A 23002-nucleotide genomic window follows, 5' to 3' on the forward strand; every position below is an offset into this window, starting at 1 on the left:
ATCTTTCCATATAAAAAGCCAGCAATAGAGCTGGCTTTTTGTTTATCCAAGCAAGCTTAGAAAGCTTTGGTCAAGGTAAATACTGCACCTGTTTCTGTACCACGTTTATACGGTTGGAAATCTGCATCAATATTAGTGCCTACTGCAGCCAGTTCAGCAGTCAGGCCAGACACGGATTTGACGCTATAGGTCACACCCACTTTCCAGTCGACATAATTATCGTCTTCACCACCGGTATCACTGAAGTCATAGTTATCTACTTTGGTATAGCCGACACTTGCCACTCCACCAAAGCCAGTATCCGCAAACGGAATGTTATAGGTAGCATTCACATACCAGCCATTCTCATCTGTACCTGCAAAATCATTGGTATAGTTCAAACTCCCCAGTAAACTGTCTCCAGAGGCCAATACATTTTTAAAGCCCAGTTTTGCGTAGAGTTCTAACCAGTTCAGGTCAGATGCACTTGGATAACCGTAATACCATAAACCAACATCTAAAGTCGGCTTACCTGCAAATGGTAGCTCAGTCGCATAGCCGACATAAGGGTCTAACTCGAGATGTGGATCAGCGCCACCGAAATTAACATTTGAGCCCCATACCCCCGCATAAAGACCAGATGAATGCGTTAATGCAAAACCGCCCTGTACCGCCGGATCAGATTGGGTTTGAGTAATACCACGATAACGATAATCTGTCGTTAACGCAGCCGTTCCTGAAAAACTCAGGCCGTATTGAGATAAGGTATTGGTCTCTTCTGCCATCGCAAAAGTTGAAGTGACAGCAAAAATACTCAACGCGATCGCTTTACATGCAAATTTCATCATCTTGATCTCCCCCATGATGGATATTCGACTGATTTAAGTTTTAAATTGCATCGCACAGTCAGTAGCAATTGCTGTGCCAACTCCATTTAAGCCCCTATTCAACTTGGTTTTATCCAATAACCTCTCTTGACTTAGATTTTTACGCTCTCCAAGTGAGTCGCTTACAGTAATCCATTGAGTTTTTGAACTATTAAGATGCATTCATCCATTTAAGATTATTTTTCGCACAAAAAAGTGGCATATCTTGAACTGCAAAAACATCTGACTTGCTTAAAATATAGGCATTCCGTTATAAAAATAGGCGTTGTCCCATAAAAGTGCATAGTTAAAAACTTAAATCTGCCTGAACTTTTGTAAGTTTTAGAACGGACAGTCATTGCCATTCGTCGGGATGTCATTTTTTGCAAATCAAGCTGAATAATTTTTAAACAAAGAAAAAATAAATATTTAAAATAAAAGAAAAATTACCTCAATAAATCACATAGTTTCATTCAAACCAAACAAAAAATAACCAGATTATTTTATATCCAAAATAAATAATATTATTATTTAAAATCATGAGCTTAAATTTATAATGTGTATTTTTTAAACAAGAAATAAATCATAAAATTTTATAAGTATTTTATTTAAAAATAATTAAAATTTTTTAATAAAAATCTATCTTTTTTATGCATAACTTATACAATTGATCAAAATTTCGGTCTTATCCCAAATTTATTATTTCTAATGAGGCGAGCTATGCCAAAGGCAAAGAAACTTACTTTAGCGGTTTTGATTAATGCCGCGTTAATTACCTCAACATATGCAAGCGAACAAAGCGAAGCAAAAGGACTTGTTGAAGATGCCAAAGGGGATATTTTATTCCGTACTGGTTATTTAAATCGTGACAAAAAGAATGGTGTCGAAGACACTAGCTCATATGCTCAGACGGCAATGGTGAAACTGGAAACTGGTTTTACTCAAGGTTTAGTTGGCTTTGGCGCTGGTGTGATCGGCGATGGCTCTTTTAAGTTAGGCTCAAACAATAATGCTGGTAACGGCATGATTCCGAAACACCCAGATGGTTCTGCTTATGATCATTGGGCACGTGGCGGCGGTTTTGTTAAAGCTCGTATTTCGAATACGACTGTGACTTATGGTACACAAGTTCTCGATATTCCTGTTTTAGCAAGTAATACTGCACGTTTAGTACCGGAATATTTTGAAGGTGTCTTGGCTACTAGCCGTGAAATTAACGGATTAGAGTTAACTGCGGGTAAATTCACTAAAGACCAGTACTCTGATCAGATCAATACTGATGGCCGCAAACTTGATCGTGCCGTGGTTTGGGGTGCAAAATACAAATTTGATGATAACTTGAGTGCATCTTACTTTGGCTTGGACAGCAAGGATAAACTCGATCGTCATTATGTCAATGCCAACTACAAACAACCCTTGAATCAAGAAGGTAGTGCGCTGACTTATGACTTAAGTGCTTACCATACCAAATGGGATGAAAAAGCGAGCACTTATTCAAGTACCACTGATGACTTGTCTAATCGTAAAAATACCATTTGGGCGCTTTCTACGACCTATAATACGGGTCCACACAGCGTGATGCTGGCTTACCAGCAGAACAATGGTAATACCGGTTATGATTACGGCGAGAACGCTGATGGCGCTCAAAGTATCTATTTACCAAACTCTTACTTGTCTGACTTTATTGGTAACAGCGAAAAATCTGCACAGTTGCAATATAACGTCGACTTTGGTGGCTATGGCGTACCAGGCTTAAGCTGGACCACTGCCTACGTCTATGGTTGGGATATCAAAGTCAAGAATTTGACTGATAATGCACATGAACGTGAATTCTTTAACCAAGTGAAATACACAGTTCAATCTGGTTTTGCTAAAGATGCGAGCTTACGTTTACGTCACTCGTATTACCGTGCAAGTGATGAATATCAAACAAATGCCTACATTGGTGACACCAACGAATGGCGTATCTGGCTTGATATTCCTGTGAAATTATTCTAATTCACAGTCGATCAAGCAATAAAAAAACTCCATTCAAATGAATGGAGTTTTTTTATGACCAGCTTTTAAAAATTTAAAACCTGGCCCAGCATTTCAAAGTTACTTTTTAGCCGCTTCGATTGCTTTAAGTACTTCAGCTTTAGCAACGTCAGCACCTTCCCAACCACTGATTTTTACCCACTTACCAGGCTCTAAATCTTTATAGTGGGCAAAGAAGTGCTCAACTTGGCTGATCAACAATGGCGGAAGATCCGTATATTCTTGAACATCTTTATAAAGTGGAGATAATTTTTCGTGTGGAACAGCGATCAATTTCGCATCGATACCACCATCATCTTCCATTTTTAATTTGCCCACAGGACGGCAACGAATCACAGAACCCGCAGCAACAGGATGTGGAGTTACAACAAGTACGTCTAATGGGTCACCATCTTCAGACAAGGTATTTGGTACATAACCGTAGTTTGCTGGGTAGAACATTGCTGTACCCATGAAACGGTCTACAAATAACGCATCTGAATCTTTATCGATTTCGTATTTGATTGGGGCTGCATTTGCAGGAATTTCGATAATGACATAGATGTCATTTGGTGCGTCTTTACCCGCAGGAATATTGCTATAACTCATATCAACACTCGTTTATATTGTGAAGTAGATGTAAATCGGACCGATTATAACGTGAATCCAGCGAAAATGATGCTAGATATGTAGCGAGCTGGCGAATTTTATAGCCAGCTGTCATCAGGTCATTTTGATCGTAATCACAAATAGTAAAATTGGACAAAGTAGCGAGAAAAACCAGATGATTGAACGTAATGTGGCCAGATTAGCCAGATAGCAAATGCCATAAATCACACGAAAGACGATATAGGCCCAGCCAAAAGTCAGAATAAAGCGTTCAGGAACCACCATATATTCTGCCATCAAAATCGCAGCAATAAATAAAGGGAGACTTTCAAAGCTATTTTGTTGTACCGCATTTGCCCGTGCTGACAGCCCTGTTGTTTTCGCTAAAAAATCACGAGGATTCTGATTATCTTTTGCTTGAAAACCACCTTTCGATTTTGCAATCAAGGTAAAAACATACGGCAATAAACATGCGACGATAATAATCAATATAATGCCGCTAATACCTTGCATGCTGACATCCATCATTTGAAGTTCTTCTGATCATGCTATCATAACTTATAATTTATTGAACATTCATGTGTGCTTGTTCAACAAGCGTTTCTTTTACACAACTTGTTTGTGTAAAAGTTGTGTTTTTTCATACTGTTTTAAGGTCAATCTATGCCACAACCCGACCAGAAAGAAATGTTTGAGGTCCTTGCTCAACAACGCCAGCACCAGCAATTGGTTGATCGTGTACTCAAAATCGTATTACCGATCATGGCATTTCTACTCAGTGTGATTTGTGCCAATCTGAACTGGCAGTCTACGCTGGGTACTTTTGTGATTCTGACCGTTGCCTTTTATGCAGTCGGTATTTATCGCTTGACCCTCTGGCACTGGCTGACCGTGATTGTGCTGTATGCCGTTGCCGATAATTATTTTAGCTTTAATGGCATTGATCCGACCCGTTTACGTTTCCAGCTGGCCACGATGGTGGTTTTTGTGGGTATTGTAGGGATTGGCCGACCTTATATTGACCGCTGGTTAATGAAATCAAATCGTACTAAATAAATCCAATAAAAAAACGCCGCAATTGCGGCGCTTTTTTTAGCTTTATTCTTAAGCTGGTTTACGTAAATCTTTACGTAAGATCTTACCGACATTTGATTTCGGCAATTCTTCCATAAACTCAACATAACGTGGGCACTTATAACCTGTTAGGTTCTGTTTCGCATAAGCAATAACTTCTTCTGTGGTTAAAGAAGGGTCTTTTTTCACGATGAACAATTTCGGCACTTCACCTGATTTTTCATCTGGAACACCAATTGCAGCCACTTCCAATACTTTCGGATGTTTCGCAATCACTTCTTCGATTTCACTTGGGTAAACGTTAAAGCCAGATACCAGGATCATGTCCTTCTTACGGTCAACGATCTTCACATAACCACGTGAATCCATTACACCGATATCACCGGTACGGAAGAAGTTGTCAGCCGTCATCACTTTCGCAGTTTCGTCTGGACGGTTCCAATAGCCCTTCATGACTTGTGGACCACGGATCGAGATTTCACCCTGTTCACCCAGTGCAACTTCTTTACCGTCATCATCCAGAATCGCAACTTCAGTTAATGGCAATGGAATACCAATTGTGCCACTGAATTCAGTTGTAGCAGGTGGGTTTGCAGTTGCAACCGGAGAAGTTTCAGATAAGCCATAACCTTCGATAATGGTGGTACCTGTGATCTTTTTCCATGCCGCTGCAGTCGATGGCAACACCGCCATACCACCGCCCATTGCCATCTTCAGATTGCTATGGTCAAGCTGTTTGAATTCTTCGTTATTTACCAAGGCATTAAACAAAGTGTTTACCGCCGGGAAGAATGAAGGCTGATATTTACGTAATTCACCCACCACCGCAGGCAAGTCACGTGGATTTGGAATCAGGATATTGGCTTGGCCTTTATACATACCGTAAAGCGCACACACCATGAAGGCAAAGATGTGATACAGCGGTAATGCACATACGATGCGATCACCTTTGGCACTATCAGAACCGCCAAACTTACTTGAGAAAATCGCTTCACACTGGAGCAAGTTGGCCACAAGATTACGATGCGTTAATTCAGCCCCTTTAGAAACACCTGTTGTACCGCCGGTATATTGGAGTACAGCGGTATCGCTCAAGGTTAAGCTTGGACGCTTATAATTGCTTGGACTGGCTTTGTTTAATGCCGCATTGAATTTAGTGTGACCAGGAATATTCCATGCTGGAATTTGCTTACGTACTTTACGTAAAACAAAATTTACAATGGTCCCTTTCAGGGTGCCGAGCATATCACCCACTGAAGCCACCACAACATGCTTCACTGGTGTTTTGCCAATAATGTTTTGATAAACATTGGCAAAGTTTTCAATAATCACTAAGACTTCAGCACCGGAGTCATTCAACTGATGCTCAAGCTCACGTGCGGTATAGAGTGGATTGACATTTACCAGTACCAGACCTGCACGGAAAACCCCTAATGCCACCACTGGATATTGAAAAACGTTCGGCATCATTACCGCAACGCGCGAGCCTTTGGCTAAACCCAAAGTTTGTAAATAAGCTGCAAATTTACGGCTAGCGACTTCTAATTCATTAAACGTTAAAACTTTATCCATGAAGATAAAGGCATCACGTGAACCAAATTTTTGGAAATTGCGTTCAAAAATATCAACAAGTGAGGTGTTTTCAGCAGGCAGTTCAACTGTTTCTGGAATTCCTGTCTTTTGGTATTCAGCAAACCAAATTTTTTCCATAATGCCCTTATCTCCGAGTGGTAATCCTTAAAAATGTAACAACGTTACTTTCCATGGCAAAACATTTTTTTTAACTTTTTGAATTGCCCTGTCAATCTATCCAAACAATATGAATACATTGTCATATATAACGTATTTGTATCACAGAATACTAGCCTTATCTCTGAATGAGGAGTCTATTTGCTTTTTGATATCCACGTGGTAAAAGTTGCCCCTTTGTTGCTCTTTTTCCTAGATATTTTTGTAGATCATCCCCTTTCAACTTCAGATGCTGTTGTCCTGCATCGACTTGGATTATTTCATCTAACGTCAGGGTTGTCATGGATAAAATTTGCTCTTTTTCATCAAGTTGTATCAACTTGTTACCCTTACCTTTGTTGAGAACTGGCAGTTCAGTTAAATCAATAATCAGTAAACGACCCGATGAACTCAGAATGGCAACGTGGGTGGCTTGCTGAATAGGCAAGAGTGGTAAAGCAGTGGCTTTGTCTGCAACCGTCAGGAAAGCCTTTCCTGCTTTGGCATTGGTGTCTAGCTGGGCCGCCTGACTCTTAAAGCCGTAACCGTTGGAACTGGTTGCAATCAGTTCGCTGCTCTCCTCATCAATAAATACCTGAATAAAGGACACACCGCTGGCGGGTGAAAGTTTTGAACTGAGCGGTTCACCCAAACCACGTGCCGAAGGCAGACTGCTGATCGGCAAGGCATAACTACGCCCGGTCTCATCCAGGAAATACACCCGCTGATTGGTTTTACCCACTGCATGACTGAGATACTGGTCACCCGCACGATAATTCAGATTTGCTGCGTCTACTTCTGCCCCTTTGGCAGCACGTACCCAACCGGCTTCCGACAATACGACAGTCACAGGCTCAGCAGGCATTAAATCCTGTTCTTTAATTTGCACTGCATCCGCACGCGCCACAATCGGTGAACGACGATCATCACCAAACTTTTTCGCGTCTTCTTTTAATTCGTTAATGATCAGGTTTTTTAATGATTCCGGATTGGCGAGTTGCTCACGAATAATCGCAGCTTTCGCTTCCAGTTCTTCCTGTTCACGACGAATTTCCATTTCTTCAAGCTTGGCCAAATGACGAAGTTTGAGTTCGAGGATTGCTTCCGCCTGAATCTCGTCAATACCAAAATGCTGCATTAGTACCGGTTTTGGCTGATCTTCTTCACGAATAATCCGGATCACTGTATCAATATCCAAGTAGGCAATTAAAAGACCTGCCAGGATATGTAAACGCTTTTCAATTTTGGTTAAATGATATTGCAAACGGCGGGTCACGGTTTGCTTACGAATCTCGATCCATTCGAGCAGAATACGGCGAATCGATTTCACCTGTGGGCGACCATCCGCACCAATCATGTTCAAGTTGACACGATAGCTGGATTCCAGATCCGTGGTGGCAAATAAGTGACTCATCACCGTTTCGGCATCGACACGGTTCGAGCGTAATATAATCACCAAACGGGTAGGATTGGCGTGATCCGACTCATCACGAACATCACTGACCAACGGCAACTTCTTGGCAATCATCTGGTCTGCGATCTGGGTAATCACTTTGGAACCCGAAACCTGATAAGGCAGTTCAGTAATCACAATCTCATTTTTGTCGACCGTATACACGGCACGCATACGATAACTACCACGACCTGTGGTCTGAATTTTGAGTAATTCTTCTGGCGGGGTAATGATTTCAGCCTTGGTCGGTAAATCTGGGGCCGGAATATATTCTGCCAGTTTGCTATCTGAAGTTTCAGGATTACGAATCAGTGCGATGGTGCCCTTGACCACTTCACGCAAGTTGTGTGGCGGAATATCGGTTGCCATCCCCACCGCAATACCCGTGGTACCATTTAACAGGATGTTCGGGACGCGTGCTGGCAACGTGATCGGCTCTTTCATTGAACCATCAAAGTTGTCCTGCCATTCACTGGTACCCTGCCCCAATTCGCTGAGTAATAACTCGCTATAGGCAGAAAGTTTGGCTTCGGTATAACGCATGGCAGCAAATGATTTTGGATCATCCGGCGAACCCCAATTACCCTGACCTTCAACCAGTGGATAGCGATAGCTAAATGGCTGTGCCATCAATACCATCGCTTCATAACAGGCTGAGTCACCATGCGGATGGTATTTACCCAGTACGTCACCAACAGTACGAGCCGATTTTTTCGGCTTGCCTGTCGATTTCAGGCCAAGCTCACTCATCGCATAGACAATACGGCGTTGTACAGGTTTTAAACCATCACTGATATGCGGCAATGCACGATCCATAATCACGTACATGGCATAGTTCAGGTAAGCCTGCTCAGTGAATTCGGCTACGGAACGGTTTTCTGTTGCATGATGTGCAAGGCTGGTCATTTCAGCAAGTCATCCAAAATCATTGTTATCGTCAATGTTTTGTATGCTATGTGGATGCAGGCGTTGTGACAAGCCCTTGTTGTTGTTTAAACGTCAAATGGTGTCTTGCTAAGAGGACAAGACCTCAAAAGTTAAACATTCTTCATGATATACCAGCCGATAAGCGGCATAAAGCCGCAATCTGGACCAGCCTCTTTTGTTGTACAAAGTCGCTTTTTAGCGCGTATTTTTCTTTTTCAATTGAATCAGATCAATGCTCATCTGTGGAAGAAGCCGAATCGGCATCATCTTCCTGATAAATAAATTTCGGCATTTCCAAACCAAAATAAATTGCGATCAAACGTAAGGTAAAGCCAAATACCAAAGTAAAAATTACCGTCAGATCATGGGGTAAACCGACTTCCAGACAGACCCAATAACAAATCACCGCGACAAAGGAAATACTGGCATAGAGCTCACGACGGAACACTAACGGCACGTCATTACATAGAATATCGCGCAGAATACCGCCCGATACTCCGGTTAATACCCCTGCCACCGCAGACACTACAAAACCGTGTCCCATCGATAAGGCAATCTGGCAGCCAATAATGGTAAAGCCAATAAGACCAAGCGCATCCAGTACCAGGAAGATATTGCGCAGATGACGCATCCATTTGGCGATAATGATGGTGACAAAAGCCGCAGCACAGGTCAGCACTAAATATTCAGGATGTTTAACCCAGGTTAAAGGATAATGCCCGAGCAGCACGTCACGTACCGAACCGCCACCTAAGGCCGTGACACAGGCAATCAGCACCACACCAAACCAGTCCATACTACGTCGACCCGCTGACAATGCCCCAGTCATCGCTTCCGCAGTAATGGCAATAATATAAATTACGGTGAGTAACATCTGCCTACATCCCTAAATCAGGCGTAAAAGTGTGCGCTATTCTAAGACAAAGTTAGATGAATTGTGCACAACATTGTTTAAATTTTTTCCCCGAGCCACAAATGCAGGGTTGTTTCATGGTGATTTGCATATCCAGCGTTGGATCCAAGAAATACCATTGTTGTTGATGCAACACAAAATGTGAAATTTCATGATGCACATGTGCTTGTTTACCATCATGATAATGCGCCTTAAATTCAACCAGCGCATGGGTTTTATCCAGCTTGGGCTGGTGCTGGATCACTTCCAGTTTCAGCCATTGATTGGACTGGCTCCAGTCAGCAATTGCGGTACGGTCCAAAGCGGATTGTTGCCCTAAAGCCGTAGTTTCCAGAATATAATCAATCTGTTGCAAAGCAAAAGCGCTATAGCGCGAGCGCATTAATTGTTCGGCATTGAGTGCAAACTGCTGTTTCAAGTGTAAAGGCTGACAGCATTCAGCATAAGGTCCATGTCCGCAAGGGCAATTCTTTGACAAAATCATGTTGAATTCTCAAATAAAAATAGCCCGAGGACAACCGTTGCATTACAACGATTAAACTCAGGGCTATCCAGTTTCTACTGCTTAGTTACTTCTTCACACAAAGCACAGAAGACTTTCGCAAGACCCGGCATGCCGAATCTTGCGCAACAATGCTTCTCGGGCATTGCTTAATCTTGCTCTGGCTTCTCTTTGGCAATAATGCGCACTTTTTCAATTTTGTGGCCATCCATAGTGACCACTTCAAAGCGATAGCCATCGACTTCAACCGTATCCCCATTTTCAGGTAAACGACCGAGGTGGAACAGGATATAGCCTGACAAAGTTGAATATTCTTCGCTTTCATCGACTAAATCTTTACCCAATAACAAAGACACATGACGAATATCGGTTGAACCTTCCAGCAACATCGAACCATCATCAAGACTTTCAGCCGCAGCTTCCAGCTCATCTTCATCAGGGAATTCACCCGCAATCGCCTCTAATACATCAATCGGCGTTGCAATCCCTTCAATGGAACCGTATTCGTTCAGGACAATCGCCATTTGCAACGGTGCCTGACGTAACTGTTCCATGACCATCAAGACCTGTGCATTCTCATGCACAATCACCGGTTCACGTAAATGTTTACTAAAATCAATCGCACCGGTTTCGATGTATTCGTTTAGCACTTTGTGCGTTAAAACAATACCTTCGATATTGTCCAGCTCACCGCGTGCCACGATCAAACGTGAATGGGTCATGGCCATCAAACGTTGTTTCAACTCGGCAGGATCATCATCCAGATCTAACCATTCCAGCTCTGGACGTGGAGTCATCACTGACTTGACTGGACGCTCAGATAAACCAAGCACACCTTGTACCAAGACGCTGTGATACACGCCATTGTCTTCATCAAACACTTCTTTGGCATAAGCTTGTGTCGCCAATACATCTTCAGCTTCGTTGTTCTGGCTTTCATTGCCATTGCCTTTATTGCCCAGCATGCGCAAGACGGCAGAAGCGGTGCGATAGCGTAAATCGGTGGTGGTAACCAGTTTTTCCTGATTACGGCGCATGGTCTGATTGACCATTTCTACCAATACCGAGAAGCCAATCGCTGCATACAAGTAACCTTTTGGAATATGGAAACCAAAGCCTTCAACCACTAATGAGAAACCGATCATCATCAGGAAGCCGAGACACAGGATTACTACGGTTGGATGCTTGTTGACAAAGTCCATCAATGGGCGTGAAGCCAGCAACATAATACCGATCGCAATGGTCACCGCAATCATCATGATCGACAGTTCTTTCACCATACCCACAGCCGTGATCACACTATCCAGCGAGAACACCGCATCAAGCACCACGATCTGTACCACGACCATCCAGAAGGCCGCATGTACAGGATTTTCTTCTTTTAGCGCTTGCTTGCCTTCAATCCGTTCATGCAGTTCCATGGTGCCTTTAAATAACAAGAACACACCACCAAACAGTAAAATCAGGTCACGACCGGAAAACGGATGATCGAAAATATGGAATAACGGTTCGGTTAAGGTCACCACCCAGGCGATTGAGGCCAGTAGCACCAGACGCATTAACAGGGCAAGGACCAAACCTACTCTACGAGCGGCATTACGTTGTTCAGGCGGTAATTTTTCTGCCAAAATTGCAATAAAAACAAGGTTATCAATACCCAGTACAATTTCAAGCACCACCAATGTTGCTAAACCAACCCATGCAGCGGGGTCAGACATCCATTCCAGAATCATTGACGTGACTCCTCTGCAAAATCAGCAATATTGTTATGAAGTTGAATTTTTAAAAGGTCGGCACGATGAGCCAAAACATTTTTTGTAGGAAATAGGAACAATGCGGAGCGACAACAACCACTACTCATAGAGGGACATAAATTAATAAAAGGATTTTCAGTATAGGCAAGATTTCACTGAAATTCATCTTTTTTATGTTGATGTTGTTTGCAAATTCTTTCCAAGCGTTACAAAACCACTTTGTATGTAAAATGTGCATAAAACTGTCATAAAGCTCGATTAGCCTAGACAAGCACAACGAAAATGATAAGGTGAAAATAAACGAATGAATAGTGTTCTAATAATGACTGAAAAGAAAAGCATTACCCCTACTCCCATAAAAACCACCCAATCTCTCATTGCCCTTTATTGCGGTTCACGTACCGGCAATAAACCGATTTACCGTGATAAAGCCATCGAACTGGCCCAGCATATTGCAGCTCAGGGTCTTGGTATTGTCTATGGCGGTGCCAGCATTGGCTTGATGGGCCAAGTCGCCGATACCGTACTTGATCATAGCGGTGAAGTGGTCGGTGTGATCCCAGAATTCATGCTGGATTATGAAATTGCCCATCACCGTCTGACCGAGCTGCATATTGTCCAGTCCATGCATGAACGTAAGGCACTGATGGCCGAACGGGCCAGTGCCTTTATTGCCTTGCCGGGTGGTTTGGGTACCTTTGAAGAAATTCTGGAAATTGCAACCTGGGGACAACTCAACCAGCACCAGAAACCCATGATTATCTATAACGTGAACCTTTTTTATGATGCACTGATTGCGCAACTGGATCATGCCGTTGAAGAAGGTTTTTTACCACCACAACATCGTGCCAAAGTTGTTATTTGTGACACGCTTGAACAAATCTCAAGCGCGATCAAGAACCTGAATGCGCCAAGCCATATTGAAGTATAAGATTGCAATAAAAAAAGCGGATCGATTGGATCCGCTTTTTTTATGGCCCTTAGTCTAGCAGGAGAATCCTGAGACGAAGCCGACGGACTCACCAACATTTTAATGTCAGTTTCATGACCGCTATTTGACAATTTTTGTCTTTATTTCACGCCTATTTGCATTAAACTAAAGCTGAATTTTTACTCATCAAGGCTCATGACCAGCACAACCCATCAGGCAGTACAACCCGAATTCCGATTATTGGTCCTTCTGGTTTCCATTGGCTTTTTTATGCAGGCACTGGACACCACCATCGTCAATACCGCGATTCCAGCCATGGCTGTACAACTCAATGAAAACCCCTTGCAAATGCATGGTGTGATTGTGGCCTATGTATTGTCGGTTGCGGCATGTATTCCTTTAAGTGGCTGGCTGGCAGATCGCTTTGGTATCCGCAATATTTATCTGAGCTCCATGATCATTTTTAGTCTGGCTTCGCTCGGCTGCGGCTTATCCCAGAATCTGGAACAACTATTGTTTTTCCGGGTAATTCAAGGTGTTGGCGGCGCATTGCTGATGCCGGTAGGTCGTCTGGCCCTACTCAAGATTATTCCACGCTCACAATTTCTTTCCGCCATGAGCCTGATGAGTCTGGCCGGACTGGTGGGTCCATTAATGGGCCCTACCTTAGGCGGTTGGCTGGTGGAAGTCACCACCTGGCACTGGATTTTCCTGATCAATATTCCGATGGGTATTCTCGGGATGATCATGACCTGCAAAATCATGCCGAATCGCAAAGAACCTACGGTCAAATCCTTTGATTTAAGCGGCTTTATCTTATTAATTGTGGCAATGGTCGGCTTGTCTTTGGGCATCGAGAATATCGCGACACCGCAATATTCCCGGCTGATCAGTTTAGCACTATTGGCGGCTGGACTGATCGCTGCGGCAGGCTATGCTTACCATGCCCATACTCATCAGAATGCGCTGTTTCATGGGCGCTTATTTGGCTACAAAATTTTTTCGGTCGGGGTTTTAGGCAATTTCTTTGCCCGTTTGGGCAGTAATGCGATTCCCTTTATTTTACCGCTCATGCTACAGGTGGCATTTGGTTTCGAACCGTTCATTACCGGTTTGATGATGATCCCGATGGTACTGGGCTCATTATTTTCCAAGCCAATTGTACGCCCACTGATTCAACGGGTCGGTTATCGCCGTTTCTTACTGACCAATACCGTGTTGGTCGGGCTGTGTATTGCCAGTTTTTCCCTGATGACGGCAGCGACACCACTGTGGCTGAAAATCCTGCATTTGTTTATCTTTGGTACTCTCAATTCGTTGCAGTTTGTCGGTATGAATACCCTGACCTTGAAAGACTTACCTCAGCAGGATGCCAGCAGCGGCAATAGTTTCTTATCGATGATTATGATGCTGTCCATGAGTATGGGCGTGGCACTGGCAGGTACCTTGATCAATGTATTTGGTCAATATTTCTCATCTGCTTCGATTAGCACCGCATTCCATGCCACCCTTATTACCCTCGGTTGTATCAACATCATTACGGCGATGGTCTTCTGGCAGATCCCTAAAGAAACCACCGATTAAAGATATTGCTGTGGCAACTATATCAAAATAATAAGGAAAATATTCAATGCTTATTCCCCGGTACTGGGCTGAAGCCAAAGTAAAAACCCGTATAGCAGGACGTCATTACACGCTTAAACGTTTTGGCTGGTCAGATCAGAGCCTAGCGGCGGCCCAAGTGCATGCAGAGCACCGTATTGCACAAGCGATTGAGAAGATTAAAGCCGGTGAAAACATTCATCGAATGGATCATAAATCCTCATATAACGGTGCCGAAGGTCTGCCCATCCGCGAAGAAATTATTGCCCAGCATGATGATGTGGTGATCACGCGCAATGCCTACGGCGCCTTATGCCTAAACACGCCTGATGTGCTATTTGCCGATATCGACTTTGCAGAATCCGCTCAATTGACCGTGCATATTGCTACTTTTTTCTTGCTGTTGTTACTTTCAATCGCAGTCGCTGCTTATTTCATGTCCTGGCTGATTCTGATTATTGGCCTGATGATGTCATTTCTATTGATCCGTGTTTTTGCCAAGAGTTTATCTAGACTACAACAACGTTTTACCACGACACCTGAACAGCGCTCACTTGCCTCGATCCGCAACTTTTCTCAACAGCATCCGGACTGGCATTTGCGTGTCTATCGTACGCCAAAGGGACACCGGATCTTGGCAATGCATCGAACCTTTGACGCCAATGGAAAAGAAGCCGAGTTACTGTTTCAGTCGATCAAGGCTGATCCTCACTATGTCCGGATGTGTAAAAACCAGCACTGCTTTCGGGCCCGTATCAGTCCAAAACCGTGGCGCATTGGCATGCAGCGCTTAGGCTTCGGTGTTTGGCCCGTCGATCAGCAACATATCGCCAGTAGAAATAACTGGATTCACGATTATCAACAGCGTGCCGAACCTTATGCTTCCTGTAGATTTGTGGAACAATTTGGTAGTCAGATGGTCAATGCCAAGGCGAAACGGGTACAATTGCTACATGATCAATACTGCAAATCTGGCACTCATCTCGACCTCGCATAATCACTAATACTATGGCAAAGAAATCCGCAGCATCGTCCTTCTCTCAACACTATCCGACCTATGCCAGTATCGGATTAGCAGCCATGCTGGGTGTGGTGAGTTATTTCGGTCTGTTCTATCAACAGAAAGCTGCTGCGCAAGACTATGCCATTCGTGGTTTTGATGTTTCCCATCATCAAGGTGAGATCAACTGGAAAAAGATCTCTCCGATGCAGTATCAATTTGTCTATCTCAAAGCCACCGAAGGCGGCGATTTCCGTGACCGTAATTTCCAGCAAAACTGGCTCAAGGCCCGCGAACAGGGCTTACATGTCGGCGCCTATCATTTCTATCGCCTATGTCGTGACGGTAAGGTACAGGCTGAAAATTTTATTGCAACCGTGCCGAAGAAAGCGGATGCCCTGCCACCTGCCATTGATCTGGAATATGACAGTAACTGTATCAATACCTATACCAAAGAGCAGTTACTGAAAGAAATTCAGGTCATGCATGACCAACTGCACAAACATTATGGCAAACAGCCGATCTTTTATATCTCGAAAAGCTTTTATCATATTGTGTTGATGGGAAATTTCACCGAAACACCGCTTTGGGTCAGAGATTATGAAGGCAAACCTGAACTCAAGGATGGTCGCCAATGGACTTTTTGGCAACATAGCAGTCAGGGAAAAATTACAGGTATTCCCAAAGCAGTGGATTTAAATGTCTATGCAGAATCACCTAAGCAATGGCAAATTTTCCTGAAACAGCAAGGCATTCAAGATGCCAAATGAATTACGAAAAATCATCCATATCGACATGGATGCCTTTTATGCCTCAGTCGAACTGAGAGAACGTCCTGATCTCAAAGATCTGCCTGTGGTGGTATCTTCACACCATCCGCGTGCGGTCATTGCGGCTGCCTCCTATCCAGCCCGTGTCTTTGGACTGCGTTCAGCTATGTCGATGGGACAAGCCAAAAAACTCTGCCCACAGGTGGTGGTGATTGAACCCAACTTTGAAAAATATCGTGAAGTTTCAGCGCAGATTCATCAGATTTTTCAGCAATATACAGCTTTGATTGAACCTCTGTCCTTAGATGAAGCCTATCTGGATGTGACTGAAAATTTGAAGAATATTCCGAGTGCGACTGAAGTGGCAGCGCAAATCCGTGCCGATATTTTTGCAATTACGGGACTGACAGCTTCTGCCGGTGTGGCACCAAACAAGTTTCTGGCAAAAATCGCCTCGGACTGGAACAAACCCAATGGCTTATTTGTGATTAAACCGCATCAAGTATTGAAATTTATTCAGGATTTAGCGCTAAGTAAAATCCCGGGAGTCGGTAAGGTCACTCAGGAACGATTAAGCCAGCTGAATTTGCATACATTGGGTGATCTGCAAAAAATCGAAGAGAATGTCCTGATTCATCATTTTGGCAAATACGGCAAACAGCTGTATTTATATGCTCAGGGAGTTGACCACCGCCCTGTAAAAGTAGAACGCGAACGCCAGCAGATTTCCAAAGAGATTACCTTTGATGACGACTATACCCTCGAACAATGTCAGCATGCCTGGCAGCCGCTCGCCGAGCAGGTATGGCACAGTCTGAATAAAAAACAACTGAGCGCACGCGGGGTCAGTGTAAAACTTAAACTCAAAAATTTTCAGGTGTTGCAGCACAGTAAAAGCTTTAAACAGGCCCTGCAATCACAACAGGACTTAGCACAAGTGGTTTTCCAGTTGCTTAATGAAATGCATATCAATCCAGCGTTACAGTTCCGTCTGGTCGGGGTCGGTGTTTACCAGCTACAGACGGCACAGGACGAATCCCAGCTTTCTTTGTGGTAGTGCTGTTTTTTTAAACAGAAGCATGATTATTGTTCAAATTTATGTTTGCTTTTTATGCAATATTCAGTACTCTAAACAACGCCGTAACATTATCCATGTTATGCGCTTTGCTAAAGAAAACCTCGCTTTTAGCATCTGCTCCTGTGATTGGTGTGACGATCAAATCCGAAGATTACAGGGCACTTCCGATGTTGTTGAGTTGCTTCTTTTTCCAATCAAAATTCTTTATCTTTCGCTTTTCATTTCCTCCTTCATTCCCTGATGATTTAATGGAAATAGAAACTTTTTCCGCCTGATTTATACAAAATTACACTGCGATTCAATTGCATCAAGTACAATCCAGACAGTATCCCATTCATTAAGGAATCACTATGTCTGTGCAACGACTTCATGTCACTTCACGTTTTTGCGAGGTCGCAATTTCAGGAAATCTTGTTCATCTCGCAGGCCAACTGGCAGATGACACCAGTGTTGATGTAAGTGCACAAACACAGCAAACTTTAGACAATATTGATCGTTTTCTGGCAGATGCAGGTACAGACAAGACCCATATCTTATCAATTACCATTTTTCTAAAAGATATCGAACGAGATTATGCCGCCATGAATGCGGTATGGGATGCATGGATTGCTGAGGGACATCCCCCAGCACGTACCTGTGTCGAATCTAAACTTTATGCACCTGATGTTCTGGTTGAAATGACAGTGACTGCGGTTCGCCCTGATTAATACGATTTTACGGCGAATTCATTATATTTCATCATCCGCTCCATTTTTGGCAGCGGAGCTGATGTGACGACCGTGGTTGGAATGGTCATCGGTTCAAACAGATCAGGCATCAGATCTTCTCTTAATTCCTGTTCGGTCGGAATGCTGCTATAGCGCAATACACGATAGCCGGCCAACTCGAGTAAACTGTCCTGATAATGTTTTTGATGCAGGCGATTAACATACGATTCGTCTGCAATCTCAATAATCGCCAGTACCTGATGTTGCTGGTCGAGCACCACAAAGTCAGCCACCAAACCTTGATATTTACGGCGCGTATGTGCAAATTTGGTGGTGAGTAAGGCGTCAAAAGATACATGTGCCAATACGGTATGACGTGGCAAAACGGCTTGCAAACGCATTAAGGTGATCTGCTCGGCAATATTCAAAATACCGCGGCGTTTTAATGGACTGTCTTGACGCCTGTTTTGTTGAAGGCGGCGAAGTGCTAATGCTGTAATCAACAGCAATCCAACTATTGTTATGAAATAATACATTACCCATCAATCCCTTTAGATTTTTTATAATCATTTTTGGCTTTAAGCCAATTTTTTTAATCAATAACAGCGATAGCAAATTCATTTTGCAGTGCAAACTTAAGTTTTTTAATCGTGTTTTTCCAGACGACCAAAGTCGTAACTGCCCTCTACCCTTTATTTATAATCATTACGCTGGCATTATTCAAGTCGTTATTGTCAGTTTATGTTTCCAATCCTGATGGTTTTGTGATCAAAATATAAATCTTTGCCTGCGATGAAAATAAAAAAGGCATGAAATATCATGCCTTTTTTCTATCAAATTAACGATGGGCTTTTGCTTTGGATTTTGGCTTACCAGAGAATGGTCTCTTTTCACCTGTTTCACGGGGAGGTAAACCATTGTGCTGGGTTAATACCTGGCCTTTCTGCGGCCGTTTTTGCCCAGATGAAGAACGGTTTGAAGTTTGACCACGTTTTGCCGAGTCTCCCGCAACGCTCGAGTTCTTCTTACGTGCAGACTTATATTCACCTTCAGCGGTCCCTTGTGGCTGATAGGTCGGAATCAAATGCTGTTTTGAATTACCAATCAGGTCAGAACGGCCCATGTCCTTCAAGGCTTCACGTAATAACGGCCAGTTGTTTGGATCATGGTAACGCAAGAAAGCTTTATGCAAGCGACGACGTTTTTCGCCTTTGACAATGTCCACACTCTCCGTATAACGCGCCACTTTAGACAATGGGTTCTTGCCTGAATAATACATCGTGGTCGCAGTTGCCATTGGTGATGGATAGAAAGTCTGCACCTGATCGGCACGGAAACCATTTTTCTTTAACCAGATCGCCAGATTCATCATGTCATAATCGGTGGTACCCGGATGCGCAGCAATAAAGTACGGAATTAAATATTGTTCCTTACCTGCTTCCTTACTGAAACGCTCAAACATCTGCTTAAAGCGGTCATAAGTCCCGATGCCCGGTTTCATCATCTTCGATAATGGACCATTTTCGGTATGCTCAGGCGCAATTTTCAGATAACCGCCGACATGGTGCTGAACCAGCTCTTTCACATATTCAGGATTCAGCACAGCCAGATCATAACGTAAACCTGAACCAATCAGGATCTTCTTCACGCCCTTGATTTCACGGGCCTTACGGTATAACTGAACCAGAGGCGCATGATCGGTATGCAGGTTTTGGCACACGCCTGGATAAACACAAGATGGTTTACGGCAATTCTTTTCAATCTCAGGATCATTACAGTGCAAACGATACATATTTGCGGTTGGACCGCCGAGGTCCGAAATAATGCCGGTAAAATTAGGTGCGGTATCACGGATTTTTTCAATTTCACGCAGAATTGAATCTTCCGAACGGTTCTGAATAATCCGGCCTTCATGTTCAGTAATCGAACAGAAAGTACAGCCACCAAAACAGCCACGCATGATATTCACAGAGAACTTGATCATGTCAAATGCAGGGAAACGCGCATTGCCATAGGCTGGGTGCGGTAAACGTGCATAAGGCAAATCAAACACGTAATCCATTTCCTCAGTCGTTAAAGGAATTGGTGGTGGATTGATCCAGACATCACGCTCACCATGACGCTGTACCAAAGCACGCGCATTACCCGGATTGGTTTCCAGATGCAAAATACGGTTGGCATGGGCATAGAGTACCTGATCATTGGCCACTTTTTCAAAAGAAGGTAAACGGATCACGGCCAGCTCACGTGGCGGTAATTTATGTTTAATTGCTTTTGAGGGTGCAGCTTTCAGCTGTACGATCTGGGTGTCCGGATCCAGATTGTCACCTTCACGCACAATCGGGTTAGCCACAATTTCTTTCTGGAAGTTTTGATATTGTGCCAGTGAGTTGCCTTTTTCTTTTTCAACTTCACAGCCATCAATATCCTCGTTCATCACATAAGGATTGATAATCGGATCGACACGGCCAACAGTATCGACATCGTTACTGGCGATTTCGACAAATTGTGCTTTCGATTTTTTATTATGTTTATTGATAATAAATGCGGTGCCGCGAACATCGGTAATCTCGTGAACTTTTTCACCTTTGGCCAAGCGATGCATCACATCGATAATGGCGCGCTCGCCATTGCCGTACATCAATAAATCAGCCTTCGAATCCATCAAGATTGAACGACGGACTTTATCTGACCAGTAATCATAATGCGCAATACGGCGTAGACTGCCTTCAATCCCGCCGAGTAGAACAGGTACATCCGGGAAGGCTTCACGACAACGCTGACAATAGACAGTTGCTGCACGGTCTGGACGTTTATTTGCTTCATTATTCGGTGAATAGGCATCATCAGAACGGATTTTACGATCTGCCGTATAACGGTTGATCATCGAATCCATGTTCCCTGCGGTTACGCCCCATGCAATGGTCGGTTTGCCTAAAACGCGGAAGCTCTCGACATTGGTCCAGTCTGGCTGGGCAATGATGCCGACACGGAAGCCTTGTGCTTCAAGCACACGCCCGATCACACCCGATACAAATGAAGGATGGTCAATATAGGCATCTCCACACACCAAGATAAAGTCACATGCATCCCAGCCGAGCAGATCCATTTCTTCTCGTGACATCGGCAAAAATGGTGCGGGTTCAAAACACGACGCCCAATATTTGTCGTAATCAAACAGCGCTTTTGGCGCGGTCTGCGTGGTATAGGCAGTAGACATGGCTTGCGAATCTCGGCTAGCAGATGGAGGAGAGACATCTAAAGATGAAAGCCGATCATTTTAACATGAATTTCATTCATTTTCCCTGTTTATAAAACATTCAGGAACAAGGGGATAACAAATTATTTGTATAAAGTTTAATCAAAACAACAATATTAGAGACGAAACTAGAACTTTTGTTTAATAAGAGACCTTACTGCTTATTTCATTAGATCGAATCATCTCTTTGACCTTATAACCTGGCTCAATATAGCCACGGCCTCCAGTAACAGTTTGACCATTTTCAAGTGTTACTTCCAACTGATATCCACCTTCACCCTGTATGAAAAACTGCGTTTCTATTGTTTTGTTATTTTCAAGTGGCTGAAAAAAGATTTCATGCTGAACAGCGGCTGTTTTTACAGAGAGCTTGAGCGTGCTGATGGTTTGCCCACTGTAATTAGAAATTTCCATATTAACTAAAGATTGAAACCAATGGTTTATGCCTGCGGTTAAAGTACCAATACAAAAACCGACTCCTAAAAAAAGGAGAACCAACACAGGTATAAATATCTTTTTAACTGATTTCACTCTATTGCTTTATCTTTTTATAGTGATCCAAAACTTTAAAACATAAATCCAAGAAAAGCTAATCAACTTTCTGAATTGGTAAAGCCTGTAACCTTAATGCTAAAAGCAGGCCCAGCATTAACACCACCGCGACCATGCATGTAATCCCCGTCCAGCCAAAGTTTTCCCAGACCAGACCACCGCTACTGCCCAATAAACTTGAACCGATGTAATAGCAGAGCAAATACAGTGAAGATGCGACTGCACGGTATTGCACGGCCTGCACAGAAACCCAGCTACTGGCAGTCGAATGCGCTGCAAAAAATGAAAAAGTAAAAATAATCAGCCCGAGCAGAATCGTCCATAAAGATGGAATTAAAGTAATTAACAGACCCAGCATCATGGTAAGTAACAGTACCGGTAGCACCTTATCGCGCCCATATTTAAAGCCCCATTTGGCAGCTTTAGGTGAGCTATAAATTCCGGCCAGATAAGCGATCGAAATCAGGCCAATCCAGGTTTGTGACAAATGAAAGGGAGCTTCCAGCAAGTGATAACTAATATAGTTAAATACAGTGACCAGACAGCCCATCAAGATAAATCCTTGGGCAAACAGAATCCGTAATTTCGGATCTTTTAAATTCTGCTCAAATGCCGCCTTAAAACGGGAAAAACGGAATGGAAAGGGCTTGAAATGCTGTGATTTGGGAAGTAACAGATAAAATAGACAGGCGATAATGAAATTGATAAAACCAATTGCATAAGTTGCTGCTTGCCATGAGATAAAGTCAACCAGTACCCCTGCAATCAACCGTCCCCCCATGCCGCCAATGGCTGTACCTGAAATATATAACCCCATCGCGAAGCCAATATCTTTTTGCGCAATTTCTTCACCAATATACGTCATCGCTACTGCAGCTACGCCACTGACCGCTAGACCAATAAAAACACGGGTGGTCAGGAAAATTTCCCAAACGGGAAACGACGCACTCAGCAGCAATAAAATCGAGACCAAAAATAAGGCAAATACCATGATCGGCTTACGCCCAAAACGATCAGAAATAAAACCGGTGAATAGCAGGCCAATCGCAAGCGCAACGGTTGAAAAAGACAGCGGGAAACTGCTGTGGGTCGGCGTCACATGAAAGAATTCTGCAAAAATTGGCATCATCGGTTGAACACAGTACAACGATGAAAATGATGCAAAACCAGCAAAGAACAATGACCATAAAATCGCAGTAAACGATTTTGAACCATACTCGATATGGGTTGGGCGCAATACTGATTCAGACATGAGGACTCCTTATGCCCAATCAGTATACGC

20 protein-coding genes are annotated in these 23002 nt (G+C 43.4%); 8 read left to right on the forward strand and 12 right to left on the reverse strand.

Going from position 1 to position 23002, the window contains the following annotated elements:
* Nucleotides 1–56: 56 nt before the first annotated feature.
* Nucleotides 57–827: a TorF family putative porin gene (locus tag JO943_RS17535; protein WP_005226316.1), complete on the reverse strand. Its 771-nt coding sequence runs from the start codon at nucleotides 825–827 to the stop codon at nucleotides 57–59.
* A 738-nt stretch (nucleotides 828–1565) separates the two neighbouring features.
* On the opposite strand from JO943_RS17535, the gene JO943_RS17540 reads away from it, so the two are divergent.
* Entirely contained in the window at nucleotides 1566–2843 is a 1278-nt protein-coding gene (locus JO943_RS17540) for an OprD family outer membrane porin (protein WP_005226315.1), read from the forward strand.
* A gap of 99 nt (nucleotides 2844–2942) precedes the next feature.
* Here JO943_RS17540 and ppa read toward each other — a convergent pair whose 3' ends face one another.
* Both ppa and JO943_RS17550 read right to left on the reverse strand, forming a co-directional pair.
* Nucleotides 2943–3470, reverse strand: coding sequence for an inorganic diphosphatase (gene ppa, locus JO943_RS17545; RefSeq protein WP_004656389.1), 528 nt, complete (start codon nucleotides 3468–3470; stop codon nucleotides 2943–2945).
* Nucleotides 3471–3584: 114 nt separating this feature from the next.
* The gene (locus JO943_RS17550; RefSeq protein ID WP_005226314.1) at nucleotides 3585–3983 is read right to left on the reverse strand and encodes an MAPEG family protein; all 399 of its coding nucleotides are present in this window, start codon (nucleotides 3981–3983) and stop codon (nucleotides 3585–3587) included.
* A gap of 150 nt (nucleotides 3984–4133) precedes the next feature.
* Here JO943_RS17550 and JO943_RS17555 point away from each other — a divergent pair, with 150 nt between their 5' ends.
* Complete coding sequence (locus JO943_RS17555) at nucleotides 4134–4526, forward strand: hypothetical protein (RefSeq protein ID WP_005226313.1); 393 nt, start codon at nucleotides 4134–4136, stop codon at nucleotides 4524–4526.
* A 48-nt stretch (nucleotides 4527–4574) separates the two neighbouring features.
* Here JO943_RS17555 and JO943_RS17560 read toward each other — a convergent pair whose 3' ends face one another.
* The 5 genes from JO943_RS17560 to JO943_RS17580 form a co-directional block, all read right to left on the reverse strand.
* The gene (locus JO943_RS17560) at nucleotides 4575–6254 is read right to left on the reverse strand and encodes a long-chain-fatty-acid--CoA ligase (protein ID WP_005226312.1); all 1680 of its coding nucleotides are present in this window, start codon (nucleotides 6252–6254) and stop codon (nucleotides 4575–4577) included.
* A gap of 157 nt (nucleotides 6255–6411) precedes the next feature.
* Nucleotides 6412–8631 (reverse strand): DNA topoisomerase IV subunit A, encoded by a 2220-nt coding sequence (parC, locus tag JO943_RS17565; protein ID WP_202741412.1) that lies wholly within the window; start codon nucleotides 8629–8631, stop codon nucleotides 6412–6414.
* A 250-nt stretch (nucleotides 8632–8881) separates the two neighbouring features.
* Nucleotides 8882–9526: a trimeric intracellular cation channel family protein gene (locus tag JO943_RS17570; protein ID WP_005226310.1), complete on the reverse strand. Its 645-nt coding sequence runs from the start codon at nucleotides 9524–9526 to the stop codon at nucleotides 8882–8884.
* A 52-nt stretch (nucleotides 9527–9578) separates the two neighbouring features.
* Nucleotides 9579–10049 (reverse strand): YchJ family protein, encoded by a 471-nt coding sequence (locus JO943_RS17575; RefSeq protein ID WP_202741413.1) that lies wholly within the window; start codon nucleotides 10047–10049, stop codon nucleotides 9579–9581.
* 167 nt (nucleotides 10050–10216) lie between these two features.
* The gene (locus JO943_RS17580) at nucleotides 10217–11800 is read right to left on the reverse strand and encodes a TerC family protein (protein WP_199975384.1); all 1584 of its coding nucleotides are present in this window, start codon (nucleotides 11798–11800) and stop codon (nucleotides 10217–10219) included.
* A gap of 325 nt (nucleotides 11801–12125) precedes the next feature.
* Here JO943_RS17580 and JO943_RS17585 point away from each other — a divergent pair, with 325 nt between their 5' ends.
* The 6 genes from JO943_RS17585 to JO943_RS17610 all read left to right on the forward strand — a co-directional run bounded on the left by JO943_RS17585 (nucleotide 12126) and on the right by JO943_RS17610 (nucleotide 17909).
* The gene (locus JO943_RS17585) at nucleotides 12126–12752 is read left to right on the forward strand and encodes a TIGR00730 family Rossman fold protein (RefSeq protein WP_032876048.1); all 627 of its coding nucleotides are present in this window, start codon (nucleotides 12126–12128) and stop codon (nucleotides 12750–12752) included.
* 195 nt (nucleotides 12753–12947) lie between these two features.
* Complete coding sequence (gene mdtD, locus JO943_RS17590; protein ID WP_032876051.1) at nucleotides 12948–14336, forward strand: multidrug transporter subunit MdtD; 1389 nt, start codon at nucleotides 12948–12950, stop codon at nucleotides 14334–14336.
* A gap of 46 nt (nucleotides 14337–14382) precedes the next feature.
* Nucleotides 14383–15351 (forward strand): hypothetical protein, encoded by a 969-nt coding sequence (locus tag JO943_RS17595; protein WP_202741414.1) that lies wholly within the window; start codon nucleotides 14383–14385, stop codon nucleotides 15349–15351.
* 11 nt (nucleotides 15352–15362) lie between these two features.
* Complete coding sequence (locus tag JO943_RS17600; protein WP_202741415.1) at nucleotides 15363–16124, forward strand: GH25 family lysozyme; 762 nt, start codon at nucleotides 15363–15365, stop codon at nucleotides 16122–16124.
* Nucleotides 16114–17181 carry a DNA polymerase IV gene (gene dinB, locus JO943_RS17605; RefSeq protein WP_202741416.1) on the forward strand — a complete coding sequence of 356 codons (1068 nt, stop codon included), beginning with the start codon at nucleotides 16114–16116 and terminating at the stop codon, nucleotides 17179–17181. Before JO943_RS17600 ends, dinB begins: the two co-directional genes overlap by 11 nt.
* A gap of 371 nt (nucleotides 17182–17552) precedes the next feature.
* Nucleotides 17553–17909 (forward strand): RidA family protein, encoded by a 357-nt coding sequence (locus JO943_RS17610; protein WP_004773913.1) that lies wholly within the window; start codon nucleotides 17553–17555, stop codon nucleotides 17907–17909.
* Here JO943_RS17610 and JO943_RS17615 read toward each other — a convergent pair.
* From JO943_RS17615 to JO943_RS17630, 4 genes are all read right to left on the reverse strand, one after another.
* Nucleotides 17906–18445, reverse strand: coding sequence for a DUF2726 domain-containing protein (locus tag JO943_RS17615; protein WP_005226302.1), 540 nt, complete (start codon nucleotides 18443–18445; stop codon nucleotides 17906–17908). The two genes, JO943_RS17610 and JO943_RS17615, sit on opposite strands and share 4 nt — an antisense overlap.
* Before the next feature lie 302 nt (nucleotides 18446–18747).
* Entirely contained in the window at nucleotides 18748–21129 is a 2382-nt protein-coding gene (locus JO943_RS17620; RefSeq protein WP_202741417.1) for a YgiQ family radical SAM protein, read from the reverse strand.
* Between the two features lie 180 nt (nucleotides 21130–21309).
* Nucleotides 21310–21699: a hypothetical protein gene (locus JO943_RS17625; RefSeq protein ID WP_202741418.1), complete on the reverse strand. Its 390-nt coding sequence runs from the start codon at nucleotides 21697–21699 to the stop codon at nucleotides 21310–21312.
* A gap of 58 nt (nucleotides 21700–21757) precedes the next feature.
* Entirely contained in the window at nucleotides 21758–22972 is a 1215-nt protein-coding gene (locus tag JO943_RS17630; RefSeq protein ID WP_202741419.1) for an MFS transporter, read from the reverse strand.
* Between the last annotated feature and the right edge of the window lie 30 nt (nucleotides 22973–23002).

It is taken from the genome of Acinetobacter sp. 'aerobic (ED)', assembly GCF_904886855.1.
Taxonomy (GTDB): Bacteria; Pseudomonadota; Gammaproteobacteria; order Pseudomonadales; family Moraxellaceae; genus Acinetobacter; species Acinetobacter courvalinii.